General features: G+C 52.0%; 17 protein-coding genes. 2 read left to right on the forward strand and 15 right to left on the reverse strand.

The genetic code is table 11. From position 1 onward, the window contains the following. Window positions 1-190 precede the first annotated feature (190 nt). From AWM70_RS15610 to def, 3 genes are all read right to left on the reverse strand, one after another. Entirely contained in the window at window positions 191-2,155 is a 1,965-nt protein-coding gene (locus AWM70_RS15610) for a heavy metal translocating P-type ATPase (RefSeq protein ID WP_418303166.1), read from the reverse strand. 327 nt (window positions 2,156-2,482) lie between these two features. Next, window positions 2,483-3,157: a deoxyribose-phosphate aldolase gene (deoC, locus tag AWM70_RS15620; protein WP_068697939.1), complete on the reverse strand. Its 675-nt coding sequence runs from the start codon at window positions 3,155-3,157 to the stop codon at window positions 2,483-2,485. 122 nt (window positions 3,158-3,279) lie between these two features. Further along, a complete protein-coding gene (def, locus tag AWM70_RS15625; RefSeq protein WP_237167728.1) occupies window positions 3,280-3,858 on the reverse strand; it encodes a peptide deformylase in 579 nt (192 codons plus the stop codon). A 415-nt stretch (window positions 3,859-4,273) separates the two neighbouring features. Here def and AWM70_RS15630 point away from each other — a divergent pair, with 415 nt between their 5' ends. Continuing rightward, window positions 4,274-4,834, forward strand: coding sequence for a type II toxin-antitoxin system PemK/MazF family toxin (locus tag AWM70_RS15630; protein WP_068697943.1), 561 nt, complete (start codon window positions 4,274-4,276; stop codon window positions 4,832-4,834). 420 nt (window positions 4,835-5,254) lie between these two features. Here the strand turns inward: AWM70_RS15630 and AWM70_RS15635 are convergent, their stop codons facing one another. The 10 genes from AWM70_RS15635 to AWM70_RS15680 all read right to left on the reverse strand — a co-directional run bounded on the left by AWM70_RS15635 (window position 5,255) and on the right by AWM70_RS15680 (window position 15,569). Beyond that, window positions 5,255-5,920 (reverse strand): TetR/AcrR family transcriptional regulator, encoded by a 666-nt coding sequence (locus AWM70_RS15635; RefSeq protein WP_068697945.1) that lies wholly within the window; start codon window positions 5,918-5,920, stop codon window positions 5,255-5,257. After that, window positions 5,913-6,659, reverse strand: coding sequence for an MBL fold metallo-hydrolase (locus AWM70_RS15640; RefSeq protein WP_068697947.1), 747 nt, complete (start codon window positions 6,657-6,659; stop codon window positions 5,913-5,915). The genes AWM70_RS15635 and AWM70_RS15640 overlap by 8 nt, the downstream gene beginning before the upstream one ends. Window positions 6,660-6,806: 147 nt before the next feature. Continuing rightward, window positions 6,807-7,655, reverse strand: a complete 849-nt coding sequence (locus AWM70_RS15645; RefSeq protein WP_169823459.1) for a GGDEF domain-containing protein — start codon at window positions 7,653-7,655, stop codon at window positions 6,807-6,809. A gap of 407 nt (window positions 7,656-8,062) precedes the next feature. Then, complete coding sequence (locus AWM70_RS15650; RefSeq protein ID WP_418303167.1) at window positions 8,063-8,368, reverse strand: YqkE family protein; 306 nt, start codon at window positions 8,366-8,368, stop codon at window positions 8,063-8,065. Continuing rightward, a complete protein-coding gene (locus tag AWM70_RS15655) occupies window positions 8,352-9,569 on the reverse strand; it encodes an MFS transporter (protein ID WP_068697951.1) in 1,218 nt (405 codons plus the stop codon). Before AWM70_RS15655 ends, AWM70_RS15650 begins: the two co-directional genes overlap by 17 nt. Window positions 9,570-9,678: 109 nt before the next feature. Continuing rightward, on the reverse strand, window positions 9,679-10,806 hold the full coding sequence (locus AWM70_RS15660; RefSeq protein ID WP_237167729.1) for an MFS transporter: 1,128 nt from the start codon (window positions 10,804-10,806) through the stop codon (window positions 9,679-9,681). 132 nt (window positions 10,807-10,938) lie between these two features. After that, the gene (locus tag AWM70_RS15665; protein WP_083180346.1) at window positions 10,939-11,388 is read right to left on the reverse strand and encodes a MarR family winged helix-turn-helix transcriptional regulator; all 450 of its coding nucleotides are present in this window, start codon (window positions 11,386-11,388) and stop codon (window positions 10,939-10,941) included. A 170-nt stretch (window positions 11,389-11,558) separates the two neighbouring features. Continuing rightward, window positions 11,559-13,775: a PAS domain S-box protein gene (locus tag AWM70_RS15670; RefSeq protein WP_068697957.1), complete on the reverse strand. Its 2,217-nt coding sequence runs from the start codon at window positions 13,773-13,775 to the stop codon at window positions 11,559-11,561. A 175-nt stretch (window positions 13,776-13,950) separates the two neighbouring features. After that, on the reverse strand, window positions 13,951-14,883 hold the full coding sequence (locus tag AWM70_RS15675) for a manganese-dependent inorganic pyrophosphatase (RefSeq protein ID WP_068697959.1): 933 nt from the start codon (window positions 14,881-14,883) through the stop codon (window positions 13,951-13,953). 155 nt (window positions 14,884-15,038) lie between these two features. Next, entirely contained in the window at window positions 15,039-15,569 is a 531-nt protein-coding gene (locus AWM70_RS15680; protein ID WP_068697962.1) for a YfiT family bacillithiol transferase, read from the reverse strand. A 124-nt stretch (window positions 15,570-15,693) separates the two neighbouring features. On the opposite strand from AWM70_RS15680, the gene AWM70_RS15685 reads away from it, so the two are divergent. After that, window positions 15,694-16,590: an NAD-dependent epimerase/dehydratase family protein gene (locus tag AWM70_RS15685; protein ID WP_068697963.1), complete on the forward strand. Its 897-nt coding sequence runs from the start codon at window positions 15,694-15,696 to the stop codon at window positions 16,588-16,590. Between the two features lie 231 nt (window positions 16,591-16,821). On the opposite strand, the gene AWM70_RS15690 is transcribed toward AWM70_RS15685, so the two are convergent. Together AWM70_RS15690 and AWM70_RS15695 are read right to left on the reverse strand one after the other, a co-directional pair. Further along, window positions 16,822-17,409: a GNAT family N-acetyltransferase gene (locus AWM70_RS15690; protein ID WP_068697966.1), complete on the reverse strand. Its 588-nt coding sequence runs from the start codon at window positions 17,407-17,409 to the stop codon at window positions 16,822-16,824. A 21-nt stretch (window positions 17,410-17,430) separates the two neighbouring features. Then, window positions 17,431-17,976, reverse strand: coding sequence for an NUDIX hydrolase (locus AWM70_RS15695; RefSeq protein ID WP_083180566.1), 546 nt, complete (start codon window positions 17,974-17,976; stop codon window positions 17,431-17,433). Window positions 17,977-18,149 lie beyond the last annotated feature (173 nt).

An 18,149-nucleotide genomic window follows, 5' to 3' on the forward strand; every position in this document is an offset into this window, starting at 1 on the left:
CGTGTTCATTCGAGCACCGCCACGTTCATTTCACACGGCGCCGCCAAAACACGGATCCAGTCCATCACGGCAAATCACGTTTCATTTCTCGTGTTCACCTGACCAAATCTTCTATAAATTATTATCTGGCACCTATAAAATGAAGTCAACATACGTACCGGGAGTATACTATGAAAGTTAAATGAAGAAATCATGAAGGCGATGAACCGTACCGCAGCAGCCGCAGACCATTTAGAATAACCAGGATTGTACTGCCTTCATGCCCGACTACTCCCAGCGGCAGCGGAATCCCGACGCCAAAATTGCCTGCTACCAGGAGGCTGATGACTGCAATCGCAAACACCATATTCTGTTTAACGATCCGCCGGCCCCGACGGGCCAGCGAAATGGCACCGGCTATCCGGTCGATATCCTCATTCATCAGCACAACATCCGCCGCATCAAGCGCAGCTCCGCTGCCGGCCCCCATGCCGATACCGACATTGGCGGCTGCAAGCGCCGGCGCATCGTTCACGCCATCCCCTACCATGACCACGCCGCCGTATTGCTCGCGCAGCTGCTGAATCCGGCTGGCCTTATCCTGCGGCAGCAGGCCGCTCAGCACGATGTCGATGCCGGCCTCCGAGGCAATCGCTTTGGCTGTCGCCTCGTTGTCCCCCGTCAGCATGGCCGCCTTGATCCCCAGCTTGTGCAGATGACTGATGGCCGCCTTCGCCACCGGGCGAACTTCGTCTCTCAGAGCAAGCAAACCGACAGGCGCGCCTTCCCGGAAGATCAGCGACACCGTTTTCCCGGCTCTCTCCAGCTCGCCGGATTGCTTAATCCACCAATCCTGTTCTCCGTACGTCCCTGATGCAAAATCAGCTTTGCCGATCTTCCATGCTTCACCGCGAATGACCGCCTCAACTCCCCAGCCGGCTACCGATTTCATCTCGGCAATCGGCTGGAGTTCGAGCCCGCGCCGCACCGCTTCAGCAACCACGGCTTTAGCGAGCGGATGCGCCGAAAGCTGCTCGGCGGACGCGGCCATCTGCAGCAGATGGTTTGCTTCCTCGCCATCCTTAACGATCAAATCCGTCACGACCGGTTTGCCCTGCGTCAGGGTACCGGTTTTGTCGAAGGCGACGAGCTTTGTTTCAGCCAGATTCTGGACATGAACGCTGCCTTTGAACAAAATGCCTCGTCTTGCGCTGCTGGAGATAGCCGACAGCATAGCCGGCATGATGGAGGCTACCAGCGCACACGGCGAAGCCACCACCAGAAACACCATCGCTTTGTAGAAGGATTCGTTCCACGTCCAGCCAAACAGCAGCGGAGACAATCCGATCAGCAGAGCGGTGGCCGCTACAACGGTCTTCGCGTATATTCCCTCAAACCTCTCGATGAAACGCTGGGAAGCGGGAACGGCCTCCTCCGCTTCTTCGACAAGGGCGATGATCTTGGCGAACAACGTCCCTTCTGCCGGACCGGACACTTCGACATACAGCGCATTTTCTCCGTTCAGGGTGCCGGCGTAGACCTGATCGCCCGCCGTTTTGTCCACGGGAATCGATTCGCCCGTAATGGAGGCCTGATTGACCGCAGATGTTCCGCTCTGTACAGCGCCGTCTGCCGGGATAATTTCACCTGGGCGGACCAGTATCAGATCTTCGGCCGCAAGCTCGCTGACCGGAACCATCTCCATCCGGCCGCCGCTGACCCGGAGCGCCTTCTCCGGTCTGAGCGCCATTAGCGACGAGATGCTTTTCCGGCTCTGGTCGCTGGCGAACGTCTCCAGCGCGCCGCTGAGCGCAAAGATGAAGATCAGCATCGCCCCTTCATTCCAGTAGCCGATAGAAGCCGCTCCCAGCGCCGCTGCGATCATCAGCAGATTGACGTCCAGATCGCGTTCTTTGATCAAAGTCATGGCTCCCTCTTTGGCTTTCATCCAGCCGCCTACCCCGTAAGCCGCCACATACAGCGTTACAGATAGCAGCTGGGACCAATGGCTCGCCCCCCAGCCTGCCAACATCAGCAGGCCGCTTCCGAGCGCCTGAAGCATTTCCGGATGGCGAAGCATCGCTGCCAGCGGCAGCTTTCGTTTATTTCTTGGTTCACGGCCTCCGGCAGCCTCGCTGACGGACAACGCCCGTTTCTCAAGTGCTTGCATCATCATCTTCCTTTCTTTGTTTTGTATCCCGATTGTTCCGGCGGACAGCCGCCGTTTCCCGCATCCAATGAGAATGAGAAACATTGTTAATGCCCTGAAAATGACACATGCTGCTCCGGGCAGGGCCCGAAGCAGCATGGGAATGAGAATGATAATCATTGTTGTAATTATACAAATTTGTTTCCTGTGAGAAACTTTGAATTTATTATAATTCATGTTTTTTCCAAAGTAAATAGGCTAAGCCGTGCCGAACCATAAAAAAAACTTCCGCCCAGTGACGGAAGTTTTAGAGTCTTCTTAGCTTTCTGTCTTTCGCTAAAGTAAACCAGCGATTTAATAATCCGCGCTGCTCTTCAGGCCTTGAGCAATCGCCACGCCGCCGCTGGTTCCCAATCTTGACGCACCGGCTTTCACCATCGCCAGCGCATCTTCAGGTGTCCGGACGCCGCCCGAAGCTTTAACTCCGATGTCAGGGCCGACCGTTTGGCGCATCAGGGCCACGTCTTCCACGGTCGCTCCGCCTTTGGAGAAGCCGGTAGAGGTTTTGACGAAATGGGCTCCTGCAGCCACGGACAACCGGCTAGCCCGCTCAATTTCTTCTTTCGTCAGCAGGCAGGTTTCGATAATCACCTTCACGAGTTTGTCTCCGGCCGCTTCAACAACGCCGCGAATGTCCTGCTTCACCCGTTCGTCGTCTCCGTCCTTCAGGGCGCCGATATTAATCACCATATCAATTTCGCCCGCTCCGTCCTTAACGGCCTGAGCCGTTTCAAAAGCCTTCACAGCCGGGTGGGAAGCTCCCAGCGGGAAGCCGATGACGGTGCAAACCTTAACGTTAGGGCTGTCTTTAAGAGCCTCTGCAGCCGTAGCTACCCATACCGGATTTACGCATACGGATGCAAATCCGTACTCTGCAGCTTCTGCGGCAAGCTTAAGGATCTCTTCCTTGCGGGCTTCCGGTTTAAGAAGCGTATGGTCTATGATTGATGCGATAGATGTGTTGTTCATCAATAGTGCCTCCAATGTGTGTTGCGCAGCCTTGGCTGCTGCTTTTAATCATAGCAAAGCCGGATTCTTTTTGCACGGATTGCACGGAACGCTGGCCCCGAAACCTCACCCGCCGCATCCGCTTAATACAAGCTTGAAATCCGCACGTTATCCGGCAGCTTGTAGGGGTGCTCCTTGTTAATGTGGTCATAGAACATGATCCCGTTCAAATGATCCATTTCATGCTGCATAATAATCGCCCCGAAGCCGCGGAAGCGCATTGTCATAGGCTTGCCTTCCCGGTCCCAGGCTTTGATCTGAACCTTCTCGTAGCGGGGAACAAATCCCTGCACAGCGCGGTCTACAGACAAACAGCCTTCGCTTTCCGGCAAATAGGTCATTGCTTCGGAATGGCTGATGATCTTCGGATTAAACAAGGCAAGCTCTCTCAGCTTCCCTTCTTCGTCCATGAAATAAGCAGCAAACATTCGCTTGTCCAAACCAACCTGGTTGGCGGACAATCCTACTCCTGCGCGCAGCTTGTATTTCTTCGCCATCTCCTCATCCTGGCTGTTCTTTAGAAACAGCAGCATCGCATCCATCTCCGCAACGTCCTCAGCGGTCGGAGGAATGCTGACGGCCTTGGTTACTGTCCTAAGAATCGGATCTCCCTCGCGGACAATGTCGTCCATCGTTATAATAGTGTCACTGGAAAATTTCATATGTAGAACCTTCATCCACCTTTGCTGTCTTTATACGGCACAATCCTATACGCCCCTTACTCGAACACTTATAAAGTAGCATCACCTGACCCCTCTTGTCAAAACAAGACGGCGTTTTCATCAGCTCAGGCTGTTATCGCATCCGCCGGGCCGGCCAGTTATAAAAAAACGCTTTCAGCTTGCTTCATCGCCCAAATTATGGTATACAGATTAAACTACCGTTTGATCGGCCAAACCTCTTCGGGCGGATCCGCCGTGAAGTTTTCCGGCTGTCTTCCGCACTTTTTTCTTCCTATTTTGTTTAACTGACCTGCTATTGAGTGTACAAATAATCATACTCTGTTTTTAGGGAACGGCATCAGCCAAAAATTGCGCAAGCTAGACCATCTATATAACGAGTGATACAGGAGGACCTATGAACGAAGACGGACATGTAACATCACCCAAACGTGTACCGGTCCAGCGTGACCGGTTTGCAAGACTCAAGAAGCAGAAGGAAGAGCAGATTTTGAAATGGAAGCCGATCAAAATTCAGCTGGCCCACCATTGGATCGACAATGAAAAGACTCAGATGAGCCGAAAAATGACAAGAGGTGCGGTGCATTTTTGCAATTTCGGCGAGAATATCGGCTGTGAGCAGAACGAGGAACGCCCGGTAATCATCATTTCCAATAATACGGTAAATTCGACCTCAGGCAACGTGCTGGTGATCCCGTTAACCAAAAATTTAAAAGCCAAAACCAACTTTAAAACCGGACAAGCCGTGCTGACCAAGGACGGACTGCCGGTGCCCAGATTTCAGAGCCATTATTTCCTGTTCAAGCATAAATACGACTTCCTAGCCTTTGATTCCGCCGCAAAAACCGAAGAAACGACATCTGTCAGCAAAGTTCGACTGAAAGAACATCTCGGTAATTTGGACGAGGAAGACATCAACCGCCTTGAAAACCGTGTCAAATGGACGTTTGGACTTTGAAAAAAAGCGCGGAAATACTGTTGACAATAACCTACGAAAAGGTTACTATTATGCCAAGAAGTTTTTGTGCATACATGGAGTTTATATGTCATCCGCCTTGTCGTGGATAAAATCACACGTTAAACGTGTCTTGAGTCTGAAATAGGAGCCTAGTGCTCCTTTTTCCATTTATGCATCATTTTTTTGTTCCTTTATAGGCATAAAATTCCTGTTTGAAGATAGGATTATAATATGTCGCTCACCGGGTCGTGAGCAAAGTCACCCCGCCAACTCATGACGGGGATTATTTGTGCCCGGATGTGCGCCGCCCTGAAGGGGTGAAGAAGAAACTTCCTTGATCTTCATTTACCCTTCTGGCCTGAAATTAATCAGCTTCCGCTTCTGTTTCCCGAGGTTCCCTGTTCCCGCCTATTTCTGTTCCTAGCCTCTAAAGGCTGAGTCCAGTCCTTCCAGAAACGCTTCCAGCGTGTAATGCAGACTCTCTTTCCAGGCATAAGGAAGACCAAAACCTTCCCCTTGCGAAAGCGTAACAAATCCGTGTAAAATGCTCCGCAATCCGCGGACGGCATGGATCGCCTGATCGCCATAAATGCCTCTCAGCTCCATCTGCTCGACCATCAGCGCCACGAGCGGTTCTCCGGCTATATGGACCGCGGGTTCCAGCGGGCGCTGGGCCAGCTCATACAGGCCGGGATGATTTTCGGCGAAATCCAGATAGGCTTCCACAATCGCATAAATCGCTTCCGCTTTTCGTTTCCCTTCCTTCGTTTTCCGGATCTCTTTAGCGGCATCCTGCCCATTAACTCGTTCGTCATCTCGTTTGTTATCTCGTTTGTCATCTCGCTTGCCATCTTTGGAACTGTCTGCCACCGCTTGGCTCGTCCTTCTGTACATCTCCTGCAAGCCGTACACCGCCAGCTTAACGCGCAGGTCCGGCAGACCTTTAATATGGTTGTACAAGGAGGGCGGACGGACATTCAGCCGTTTGGCCAGCAGCGCCAGCGTCACGGACTCGGCCCCCATAGAGTCGGCCAGTTCGGCCGCAGCCTGCAGCACATGAACCTCATCCAATCCGGCTCTAGGCATTCCGGTTGCCCCCTTGCACCGTACTGCTGCGATTCAGCAGCGCCCGCTCGGCTTCAGCCACAGCCTGCTCCATCGCTCTCACCGGCTCAGGCAGGAGCCGCCCATGGCCAACAGCCAGCAGCGAAGGTTTGCAGTCGATTAATCTGCGCGCGGATCGAACCGCTTCTTCGGCACTCCAGGTCGCAAGCGCCGGAAAAGGAAAGGCCGGCTTCAAATGTCCGGCCACGGCTATGCCCCCGCGCAGCTGGAAAGCGTCGCCGACGATCAGGTTCCCGTTTCGCTCATCGTAGAAAGCCATGGAACCCGGCGTATGCCCGGGGCTGCTAATAGCCAGCAGAGGACCTACATGATCTCCGTCGCGCAGCAGACGGTCCGGCCGGGTGAGAATGCCGCTCGGCACCGAGCCGCGAATTGCAGTTTGCGGTTCCTCTGGATCCAGTGAACGGTCGCCGGCCAGCAGCCTGGAGTCCCGTTCCGAGATGACGACCCTTACATCCGGAAGTTCCTTTTTCAACGAATCCAAAGCTCCGACGTGATCCCTGTGCCCATGGGTAAGCAGAATGGTGCGCAAGGGTTTGCCTATTTGCTTGACCGCCCGTAGTATCCCTTTGGCGCTGTAAGGAAGGGCCGCATCCACCAGGATCAGCTCCTGCTCCAGCTCAACCAAATAACAATTCACCGGGAATAAACGCGGCATAAAACTCAACTGTATAATTTCTTTGCCAGAGGTCAATTTCATTTCTCATTCTCCTTCGTCAACCTGTTCTCTATCCCGCAATAAACGCTGTAAAAAATAAAACTAATAATATTAGCTAATACTATAACTAATATCATTAGTTTTGTAAATCCCCATTTATTTATTTAACCGATTACTCGTTAGTTTTCTTTATACATGAGGGATATTCGGCCGATCCCGCGAAAGCAGGCGAACCGAATGCCCGCTTGTTCTGCTGCCTTTCGGATCCGCTTCTTCTTTTCTCTTGGCATGTTTGCAGGCGTACATTTGCCGATCCGCTTCCATAAACAACGCTTCTACTTGCCCTAAAGCACACTCTGCATAAGCTTGGCCGATGGAAATGCTCATAAAAGTTCCCGGCTCTACGCCAGGTGTTGCCGATGCGGTTTCTTTCAGCTTCTGAATCAGCGCTTCCCCCTCCTCGCGGGTCCGGTTCAGGATCAGCAGCGAGAACTCATCCCCGCCAATTCGACTGATCAGCACATCGTCGGCAGCAAATTGATTCAGCATAACCGCCGCCGATTTGATATAAACGTCCCCCATCTTATGACCGAGCGTATCATTGATTTGTTTCAGGTTGTCCATGTCGCAAATGACCAGCGTTAACGACAGGTCTTCCCTTTGGTTCAAAAGGGCCAGCTGCTCTTCAAAAAACTCCCGGCTGTGCACGCCGGTCATAGAATCGTGAGCTACTCGGTATTTGAGCTGCTCCTGCATTTCCATTTTATTCTGCACATTCCGGAGGATTCCCTGAACCGCGATCAGTCTGCCTTTCTTATAGACAGGACTTAGATAGTCTTCGTACCAGGTATATTTCTCATCCCGAAGCCTTAAACGGCAAACGAGCGGTTCGCTGGGATCCGCTTCCTCCCGGAACCGCCTGATAAACCGTTCGTGATCCTCCGGATGCAGCAGCGCAAATAACAGATCCGGCCTTTTATAAGCCCGCTTTCCCCGTTCGGGGCCCAGCAGCTTCTCCAGCGGAGGACAAGCAAACATAATTTGGGGCTCCGGCTTCAGTTTAAGATAGTAAATAAAATCGTTAGATTCCTCGGGAAAATGGAACTGTATCAGCTTTCTGCCCACCATACCTACAGATTTTGTCGGATTTTGTCTAATCATCACCAGCAAAGTTATCTTGATCAGGATTAACGCAAAAAAACAGCCGCTTGCAAAAGCCCAGACCAGCAATTGATCACCTTCTCTATGTTCCTTAGCCTCTGTCCAGCCTACTCCATTAACATCCCGCTGCGGTTGATAAACATGTATGTAGATAATATTCGTTGCCCATTTCCAAATTCCTAGCAAAAAAAACGATCGACTGAGAAAAAAGTACTAGTCCAATAAAATAACCCCACATTGGTGGGGTTATTTTGAAGCTTATTTGATCTCACGTGAGTTTGAGTTTATTTAAACTTCTTCCAGTCCTGCGAGCTGTTATTGAGCAAATATTCAAAGCTGCTCTCCAGCCGTTTCTGCTCCTGCTTGCGGGCTTCCTCTGCCCGCTTTCTTTCTTCTTCCTTGCGTGTTTCTTCTTCGCGTTTCATTTCCGCGGCCTGTTCCTTCAATTTGCTGACCACAGCCGGGTTCAGCAGATCCTTCAGCGTAGCCGCCTGATTATCCTCACGTCCGGCCACCGGACGCGCTCCCTGATTTTTTTTTTGCCATTGCCGGTCACCTCCCCCGTTCACTTGTCTAATCGTTGATTTCAAGACCTTTAGTTTCTTTCCCGAGAAACAGGACAGCCGCGGCGCCGACTAGCACCGTCACAAAAAACATCGTAAAAATGGTGGCAATCGGGACCGATTGATCCCTCATAAGTCCAACCAGCAGCGGTCCGATCACCCCGCCAATCCGGCCGAACGCCGTAGCCATGCCTACTCCCGTTGCCCGCAGTCTGGTTGTGTACTGCTCGGGACTATAGGCATACATCGCTCCCCAGGCTCCCAGGTTAAAGAAGGACAAACAAATGCCTGCGATCAGCAGAGAAACCTCCGAAGCGGCATGTCCAAACCATAAGGCGCTCAGGGCCGTCAGCAGCAAATAGACAACAAGCACGAACTTGCGGCCAAGCTTCTCGATCAGGTAAGCCGCCGTGAAATACCCCGGCAGCTGAGCCAGCGTCATCAGCAGCACATATTCGAAGCTGCGCACCATGCTGTAGCCTTTAGCTTCCATGACGGTGGGGAGCCACAGAAACATGCCATAATAGGAAAAGACTACTGTAAACCACAGAATCCACAGCATAAGCGTAGAACGCCTAACCTCCGGCGCCCAAACCCGCTTGAAACGTTCCCCGAAGGTCAGCTTCGGTTCCTTCCTGCGGCTCAAATATTCAGGTGAATCCTCGATCGCCCTGCGCAAATAAAGTCCATACAGCGCCGGAACAGCGCCGATAACAAAAGCAGCCTGCCAGCCATATTTCGGAATCACGAAATACGACACAACCGCGGCCAGAATCCAGCCGACCGCCCAGAAGCTCTCCAGCAGCACAACGGCACGGCCCCTGTCCTTCACCGGCACGGATTCCGAAACCAGCGTAGAAGCTACCGGCAGCTCGCCGCCCAAGCCGACGCCTACGATGAACCGCAGGATGCAGAGCACCGTAAAGCCTGCAGCAAGCGCAGACAGGCCGCTCGCTACCGAGAAGATCAGCAGCGTCCACAGCAAAATCGTTTTGCGCCCGAAACGGTCGGCGAAGATGCCGGCAAGCGCGGCGCCAAACACCATGCCAATCGCATTTATACTGGTAAGCACCCCGATTTGCGAAGAGGTGAGCGACCATTTTTTAGCCAGATCGGTTACAACAAACGACAGCAGCCCCACATCCATCGCGTCAAAAAGCCAGCTGATCCCCGCGCTGAACAGCAGCTTGCGCTGCTTGGGCTGCCGGAGCAAATCCGAACTGCTCATTCGATCCTCCAATCCGGGACAGACCCCGATGTTGATAATAGTACAAGACTTTAAAGCCTATTATACCTTCATTCCTGTATTTTTCTATCTTTATTAGGAAGGATCGGGGTTATTGTGCGGTTCTTTGGCCTGCAGTCAGCTTACGGCCGACGATCAATACTATCAGGAACAGCAGCATAATGCAGGCTGCCCAGCGGTACATCATAGCATAGCCCGAATGGGAAGCTACAATCCCGAGCAGCATGGAGCCGGCCGCAACTCCCAGGTCAATCGAGTTGTAAAACAAACTGTTAACCGCACCGTGGCTGGTTGATGGACTTTCCCGCAGCATCCAGGCCTGCGTTGCGGGCTGAATGGCGCCAAAGCCGAGACCATACAGCAAAGCGGAAACGACCAGCAGCGGAAGACCATGAACGTACGACAACAGCAGCAGGCTGCCGAAGACGGCCACTCCCGCAGGGATAAGGACAGCCACTGGCCCCTTACTATCGAACAGCCGTCCGGATACTGGCCGAATAATCAAAACGGTGATCGCGTTAAACAGGAAAAACAGACCAATTTGACCTAAATGAATTTCTTTGCCGTAAAGGGCTAGAAAACCGAGCAAACTGCCATAGGTCAAGGAAAGCAGCATGTTTAGCAGCGCTGGCAGGACGATTTTTCTATTGATGTAACGCGGCGCCTTGCCATTCTCTCCCGGATGCCCTGCAGGATGAGTCTGTGAGCGTACAGGCTGGGGAGGTACACTGCGGCTGAGCAGCAGCAGCGGAACAATAAGCACCACGGATAAGGTTCCGATTCCTGTAAGCGGCTTGAAGCCAAAGTTATCCATAACCGACAAGCCAATCATCGGCCCGAAGGACATGGCCATGCTTGTGGACAAACCGAAGTAGCCGATCCCTTCGCCCAAACGGTTTTTCGGAATGATCTGCGAAACCAGCGTCGGCATCACGGTGCTGGCCATGCCGAAACCGATCCCGAACAAGACGCGGAGCGCCAGTACGGAGCCTATGGAGCCGGCAAAGCCATACAGGATCGTGGCCAATGCCGCAATGATAAGACCTATAAATAATACGATGTTCCGATGGACCTTTCTTAATACGGGGACAATCGCCAGCCGTGTGCCGATGGCCGACAAAGCAAACAAGCTGGTCACCAGACTGACCGTAAAATCACCGGGGTGAAACCGGTCCTTCACATAAGCCGGAAAAGGCGAAAGAAGCATTTGCAGGCTCAAAAACAAAAGCAGGTAACTGGCTGTAAGTACGATAAAAGATTTAGTCCAAAGTTTCTCTGATTGCTCTATTGGGGCAGATGTCTGACTAGTGATGATTAACACTCCTATCTTTAAATTCTCTGTATAGATTCCTTACTGCTGCTCGGCCGAGATTCGGTCTTCCGCATTCCGGATCACCCGGCGGAGCAGCCCGATCAGCAGCTTGTATTCCTCTTCCGACAAATCAGCGCTGGCCTCTTTCATCGCCGCACGTTCCAAAGGCTCAATCTCCTGCACCTTTGTTTTCCCTTCCGGCGTGCTGTACACGCGAAAGGAGCGGCGATCCTCTGTCCCGCCTACTTTATGAATCAGTCCCTTCTGCTCCAGAGCGACCAGAATCCGGGTTGTCGTCGGCTTGTCTTTCTCCGCCCGTTTGCCGATCTCCCTTTGAATCATTCCTTCTTCCTCGCTGATCCGGTAGAGGACCGCCCATTGCTCCGGTGTCAGATTATGATCCTTCAGCTGATGCTGAAACAGCTGCGCAACCTTCCGGTAGGCGACGCCAAGCACAAAACCAAGCGACTCATCCAGTCCCTTGTTCAAATAAAACCCTCCAATTTTAATAGTTGTCTTAACAACTATATAGGTGAAGGCCTGATTTTGTCAATGGATAAAGCTCTCTGCTCTCATCCCTCAATCCCAAAACTCCAGCAACACATAAAAAACAGGCGAACCCCGTGTCCGCCTGCTTGATTTTCTTTTTTCCGCTTGGATTATATCTTGAAATATTTCTTGATCACGTCTGCAATAGCCTGGCCCTTTAAAGGTTTGCTCATATAATCATCCATTCCGGCAGCCAGACATTTCTCCCGGTCGCCGGAGAGCGCGTTCGCCGTTACGGCGATAATGACCGGCCTCCGGTCCTTCGGATATTCCCGGTTCAACAGCTTGGCCGCCTCAAGACCATCCAGCTCCGGCATCAGTACATCCATAAAGATCATATCGAAAGGGCGCTCTTTAACCGCTGCTAGTACCTTATGTCCGTTGTCTACAACCTCTACGGCATGCCCTTGCTTCTCGAGCATCTTGACGATGACCTTCTGGTTAATTTCGTTATCCTCAGCTACCAGAATCGAAAGCGAGCGTTTCTGCAGGCTGTCCGCCGGGTAAGCGGAACCTCGGACTATTTCTTTCGCCTGCTGTTCGCCCAAAGGTTCTGCCGGTACCGTGAAGCTGAACGAGCTGCCTTTCATTGGATGAGATTGGTCGACCCGAATCTCGCCGCCCATCATCTCTACAAGTTGTTTCGATATGGCCAAACCCAGGCCGGTCCCTTCGCTTTTTCGATTCATGAAAGAATCCAGCTGGAAGAAGGGCTCAAACAAATGCTCCTGTTGCTGCTCCGGAATCCCGATGCCGGTGTCCCGTACCGTGAACTTCAGCTTCGTCCCGCCGTCTTCAGCATGAATTCGGCTTACTGTAACAAGCACGGAACCTTCAAACGTATATTTGATGGCATTCCCAATCAGATTGACAAGCACCTGTTTCAGTTTGCCTACATCCCCGTTCAGCAGGTCGGGCACATCCGCCTCCACCTCATAGTTCAGGGAGAGATTTTTCTCCAGCGCTTGAGTGGACAGCAGCTGAATCGTCTCCTTCAAGCATTCCCGCAAAGAATAAGTGCTGATCAGCAAAGGGGCTTTGCCAGATTCCAGCTTGGAGAGATCCAGAATATCATTGATGATGCTCAGCAGCAGCTCCCCGCTTTTCCGGATCATATGCACATATTCGATTTGGATGTCAGTCAGCCCGCCGGAATCCAGCAGCAGATCGGTCATGCCGATTACGCCGTTCATCGGCGTGCGGATCTCATGACTCATCATCGCCAGGAACTGGCTTTTGGCCTTGTTCGTCCGTTCTGCGGCTTCTTTGGCGACCAGCAGCTTCTTCTGCTCCGAGATATCCTTGGCAATCACATAAAGCCCAACCTGTTCCCCATTAATAATGATCGGCGCAAAGGTTGACAGCACCTCGGTAGCCGTCCCGTCGCGGTGGATAATCCGTTTGATCAAATTCTCGTTAATCTGGTCTTCCAGAATCGGCGGCAGCGTCTCTTCCCCCACATATTTGGCGAAAGGCTGCCCCGACATTTCGGAGGCTTTATAGCCAGTCATATGCTCGGCCACTTTGTTGCCGTTAATAATATTCCCCTGCAGGTCCAAAGAGAAGACGGCATCATAATTATATTTCTTCAGAGAGGTATACCGCTCCACCGTCTCCTGAAGCTGCCTCTCCACTTTCTTGCGCTCCGTCACATCCTGCACAGTTCCATTCATCAGCATTGGATTTCCGGCGGCGTCCCTGGTAACGGTAGCCCGGAAATGCAAATACTGAAGTCCGTTAGACGTACGAAAAATTCCGTTTAGAATGCCGCCTTCCAGGGCGGTCTTTACCGCCTGGCCCAGTTCAGGCCGGTCGTCCGGATAGATTCCCCGCAAAAGCTCGATAGGTGAAGAAACTATCGTTTTGTCCCCCAGGCCGCACATACGGCATACAGATTCAGACAAGGTAATCTTCCCTGTTGCAACCTCCCATTCCCACACTCCGATGGAGGTAATATCCATGGCCTGCTGCAAAATACGTTCCTTGCGAAGACGTTCGGATATATCCCTGGCAACAGCTGCAACTGCCGGCTGCTCGTCCAGCGTCATCGGATTTAGAACCCATTCCAATGGAACATATTCCCCGTCGCTGTTCTTGCTCCGACAAACCAATTTCCCTTCTCCTTCGGCAATCAGCGCGCGCATCCGCTGCATGTCATCTGGATGACATAAATCCAAGAAGCTCCGTCCGCTGACCTGTTCAGGCGTTAAGCCCAACACTTTCTGCACAGAAGGAGAAACCGACAAACAAATTCCTTCCCGGGTAAAGCAACACACAATGTCCGATATATGCGCAAACACTTCGGCTGGCCATTTCGGTTGGTTCATTCCCGTTGCAGCTCCTGTCTTGTCTGTTTTATATAAAATTTGCCATAAACCCTGCTTCTATGTCTACATATCTAACAGACATTAAAAGATTAGTCAATAAAGAAAGAGAAAACCGCTCCCGATAGAGCGGCTGAGCGGCTTTCTCTTTCCTATTTACTTTATAAATCGTATCCTCTTACAGGCTGTTGAATGTATCGGTCAAGACCGGAACAATTTGAGATTTGCGGGAAACCACACCTTTAAGCACGGCTTGGTTATTTTGCAGCGTCACGTTGTACGCTTTCTCTACGGCAGCAGCTTTATTGCCCAAAGCAATGCCGACGGAGTCATTGTTCAGAATGTCCGTTACGACGAACAGGAACAAGTCCAGGCCCTTCTCTTCAATAATGCCGGACAAAGCCGCTTCAAGCTCGGCCTGGCGGCTCAGCACGTCGTTGACGTCAACGGCATTCACTTGCGCAATTTCCACTTTCGAACCGCCCATCTGGAATTCCTTGGCATCGAGGGAAACGAGATCGGCAATAGTCTTCTGACTCAGATCTGCGCCTGCCTTCAGCATGTCCAGACCATAAGCTTCAGCCTCTACGCCGGCAATGCCGGCCAGCTCGCGGGCCGCAGCCACATCCTCTTCCGTGCAGGTAGGCGATTTGAACAGCAGAGAGTCGGAAATGATTGCGGACAACATCAGACCTGCAATGTTCGCCGGAATTTCAACGCCGTTCTCCTTATACAGCTTCTTCAGGATAGTGGCGGTGCAGCCGACAGGCTCAGCGCGGTAGTACAGCGGGCCGCTGGTTTCAAAATTGGCGATCCGGTGGTGGTCGATGACCTCAGTCACCCTAACTTTGTCAATATCGGATGCGCTTTGCTGACGTTCGTTATGGTCGACCAGAATGACCTCTTGGGTTTCTTCCGCTACGGCTTCAACGAGACGAGGAGCCTCCGCTCCAAAACGATCCAGCGCAAATTGGGTTTCGCCATTTACCGTACCCAGGCGAACCGCTTCCGCGTCCACTCCCAGCTGCTGTTTCAGATAGGCATAAGCGATTGCCGAGCAAATTGTGTCCGTGTCCGGATTCTTATGACCAAAGACCAATACTTTTCCCATTTGTGACTCTCCTCTTCCATTCATGTTTTTGGCGAGACAAGTATACCTTATCTCACGATTCCCTATCAAGATTATACCTGAAAACTATCCTTAATCCTATAAATTTAATAGGAATAACGAAATTTCCGAATGCTTGCTGCCGCCTTTCTGTATCTCTACAACCCTAACCGATCCCTTAATTCGGTAATATGGGCCAAATGATGATTGCCGTGCCAGACGTAATTGCCCAGCGCATAGTCCAGACGACTAAACGTACCCGATTCAGGATGGAGAAAGGAACGGGCAAAGTCCTCTTCTTTCATGGAGCGGAGCAAAAGAACCCAGCGCCGGTGCAGCGCCTCAAGCAGAGTCAGGGACACGTCGATTTCCTCGCTCAGACTATCGGCCAGCTCTGCCCAGCGGTCCTCGTAATAAGGGCGGATCGTCGGCGTGTCTTCGGTCAGAGCCAGCTTGAAGCGGGTCAGGCTGTTCATATGGCTGTCGGCCACATGATGCACTACCTGAAGGAGTGTCCAGCCTCCCTCGCGGTAAGGCAGCTTCAGCTGTTCCGGTGTAAGATCCCGGACAGCCGCTCTAAGTTTAGCCGGCAGTTCTTCAATCTCCTCCATCCAGCGTTCCCGCTGCTCCGCTGAAATTTCACCTTCCCACTCAAACTTTCCGATCGGATATCTCTCATCCATTCTCATCGCCCCATCCTCCCCTTCTTCAAACCATAATCATAATCTTCATCAACAATTACGTACTTATTTCCCCTTCTATTCCGTTATTATAATAAGAACATACCCGCTTCATAAAGGAGGATTTTTTTATATGAAAGTATTAGTGCTTGGCGGTACCCGTTTCTTCGGCAAAAGATTGGTGGAAATACTGATCGAAGCAGGAGATGACGTTACGATAGCGACCCGCGGGCGTGCGGCTGATACGTTTGGTGACCGGGTAACACGCGTTCAAACAGACCGTCAGGAGAAGTCCTCCCTTGAGGCACTCGCCGCATATGGACCTTGGGACATCATCTACGACAATATCTGTTTCGCTTCAGATGACGCCAGCGATGCGGTTCAGGCATTTAGCGGCCTGGCCCGGAGATATGTGTTGACCTCCACCTTGTCCGTTTATGACCAGGGGCGTGAAGCCTGGAAAGAAAGTGATGTCGATACGCTGCATTATCAGGTGACCCCGGGCAGAAGCCGTGACTTCTCTTATGCTGAAGGCAAAAGACAGGCGGAAGCGGTGCTGTTCCAGCAGTCGGACTTCTCTGCAGCTGCAGTGCGGATCCCCTTTGTGATCGGGGAGGACGATTACACGGAGCGGATGCTGTTTCATGTCAAACAAGCCCGCGAGGGGACTGCTGTCCAGGCCTACAATCCGGATGCTCGCATCTCGTTCATTTCATCCGGGGAAACGGCCCGGTTTCTGTTCTGGCTTGGCCGCAGCACCTTGGAGGGCCCTGTCAACGCTGCTACGGCAGGAACCTTATCTTTAGCTGACATTATGCAGACGGTTCGCGAGGTAACAGGCACAAACGCAGACATCGAGGTCCTTCCGGCTTCCAGCGAACCGGATAAGCAGCGGCTGACGCCGTATGCGGTTGAAGAGGATTACGGACTCGATATCTCGAGAGCAGAGCAAGCTGGATTCAAGTTCAGCTCCATAACCAACTGGTTCCCGGATCTGATCCGTGCCTTGGACAAGCAGGTAACAGGCTGACATAACGGTAGAAGTGCTGCCGCCCTCGGCCGTATCTGCCAGGTCCCCGGCAAACGGCCCTCATTCCTGACAAGGACGAGGGCCGTTGGTTTGGTTATTGAATCTAAGGGACTTCGCTTTCTTCGATCATTGACTGCTCAACATGCAGGGGGCCTTACTCAGAATAAAAAATAATAGTTTCTTAGAATAACCATAAGTTCACTAAAGAAGAACCCTAAGTCCGCTAACCTGCTAGCTGACTCCCCCCGTAAACGGCTTTCCCTGCTCCATAACTTCATTTCGGAGCACCATATGAATATGATCCTCCCAAACGCCATTAATATTCAAATATTTAAAAGCCACGCCTTCATGATAGAAGCCCAGCTTATGTACCACTGCCAGGGAAGCTGCATTACGCGGCATAATGTTGGCTTCGATCCGGTGCAGTCCAAGCTTATGAAAGGCAAAGTCGATGATCGCCTTGAGCGCTTCGGTCATATATCCTTTATTCCGCTCCTCTTCATCCAGCTTGTACCCCAAATGACAGGAAAGAAAAGCCCCCCTGACGATATTGCTAAGCGCAGCAGAACCTATGATCCGGCCGTTTTCGCCCCGTGTGCGAAACCATAATTTAAACAGCTGGCCGCTGTCCATTTTATCCGCTTCCTCCTCCAGCAGTCGTCTTTGCGTCTCCAAAGTATAATAGGAAGCCTCTCTCCGGATTTCCCACGGCTCCAGAAACTGCCGGTTTCTCTCCAGATAAGCCAGAACCTCCGCCGCATCCCGGGCGGTTAAGCTTTGCAGCTGCAGCCTATCTGTATGTAAAATTGTAACGGCCATCCCTGCTCACCTTCCTCCCTCTTATAATGATAATTTCTCAATAGAACCTTTCTCGGCACGGCGGAGCGCATATTGCTGGAAGAACCGCTCTCTCAGTCCGGCGTCTGTCTCCAGCTCCAGAGCGATCTCCTTCTTCTCGTAACTAACGAGTTGGCCCTCAACATAGGTACAATGGTGATCATAGGCCCTGCCGTCCTTCAGCAGGGTATCCAGCGTCCGCACGACATTGGAGGCGATGCCCAGGTTGTCCGGGTGGAGAATCCAGTCGATCTTTTTCCAGTCCAGAATGCCTTCATCTGTCTTAAGCGGGGTGGCCAGCTCATAAGCTGCCGGCACATCCGCGACATAGACATACATCCCTCCATATCCCGAGTCGCCGTTGTTCCAAGTAATCAGACCTTTGAAATGCAGTTCATAATCGGCAATGCCCGTCTCTTCAAAAATTTCCCGGATCATCGAGTCGCGCGGCGTCTCTCCGGACTCCAGCTTGCCTCCAATGCCGTTCCAGCAACCCATCCAGCTCGAGCGCTCCCGATTGAGCAGCAGCACCTCGGTGCCCCTGTTCATAAAACATATATTGTATTTGATCACCAGCAGCTCCCCCTTTCAAACTAACAGAATCCATAAAAAAACAAGCCAGACGGATCAAATGCCATCTGACTCATTTTTCGGTTCACAGGCGGCTCCCAGTTGAGCCCGTTTCCGGTTTCGGGGTTAAGGATACTGTACTCCCCGATTAT

It is taken from the genome of Paenibacillus yonginensis, assembly GCF_001685395.1.
Classification (GTDB): domain Bacteria; phylum Bacillota; class Bacilli; order Paenibacillales; family Paenibacillaceae; genus Fontibacillus; species Fontibacillus yonginensis.

Bases quoted from the DNA above. Each gene is read 5' to 3' on its own strand.
- def (WP_237167728.1), bottom strand. From the start codon at position 3,858: ATGAAATTTTCCAGTGACACTATTATAACGATGGACGACATTGTCCGC.
- deoC (WP_068697939.1), bottom strand. From the start codon at position 3,157: ATGAACAACACATCTATCGCATCAATCATAGACCATACGCTTCTTAAA.
- AWM70_RS15685 (WP_068697963.1), top strand. From the start codon at position 15,694: ATGAAAGTATTAGTGCTTGGCGGTACCCGTTTCTTCGGCAAAAGATTG.
- AWM70_RS15655 (WP_068697951.1), bottom strand. From the start codon at position 9,569: ATGAGCAGTTCGGATTTGCTCCGGCAGCCCAAGCAGCGCAAGCTGCTG.
- AWM70_RS15690 (WP_068697966.1), bottom strand. From the start codon at position 17,409: ATGGCCGTTACAATTTTACATACAGATAGGCTGCAGCTGCAAAGCTTA.
- AWM70_RS15630 (WP_068697943.1), top strand. From the start codon at position 4,274: ATGAACGAAGACGGACATGTAACATCACCCAAACGTGTACCGGTCCAG.
- AWM70_RS15675 (WP_068697959.1), bottom strand. From the start codon at position 14,883: ATGGGAAAAGTATTGGTCTTTGGTCATAAGAATCCGGACACGGACACA.
- AWM70_RS15610 (WP_418303166.1), bottom strand. From the start codon at position 2,155: ATGATGATGCAAGCACTTGAGAAACGGGCGTTGTCCGTCAGCGAGGCT.
- AWM70_RS15640 (WP_068697947.1), bottom strand. From the start codon at position 6,659: ATGAAATTGACCTCTGGCAAAGAAATTATACAGTTGAGTTTTATGCCG.
- AWM70_RS15695 (WP_083180566.1), bottom strand. From the start codon at position 17,976: ATGAACAGGGGCACCGAGGTGCTGCTGCTCAATCGGGAGCGCTCGAGC.
- AWM70_RS15670 (WP_068697957.1), bottom strand. From the start codon at position 13,775: ATGAACCAACCGAAATGGCCAGCCGAAGTGTTTGCGCATATATCGGAC.
- AWM70_RS15635 (WP_068697945.1), bottom strand. From the start codon at position 5,920: ATGCCTAGAGCCGGATTGGATGAGGTTCATGTGCTGCAGGCTGCGGCC.
- AWM70_RS15645 (WP_169823459.1), bottom strand. From the start codon at position 7,655: ATGTTTGCTTGTCCTCCGCTGGAGAAGCTGCTGGGCCCCGAACGGGGA.
- AWM70_RS15680 (WP_068697962.1), bottom strand. From the start codon at position 15,569: ATGAGAATGGATGAGAGATATCCGATCGGAAAGTTTGAGTGGGAAGGT.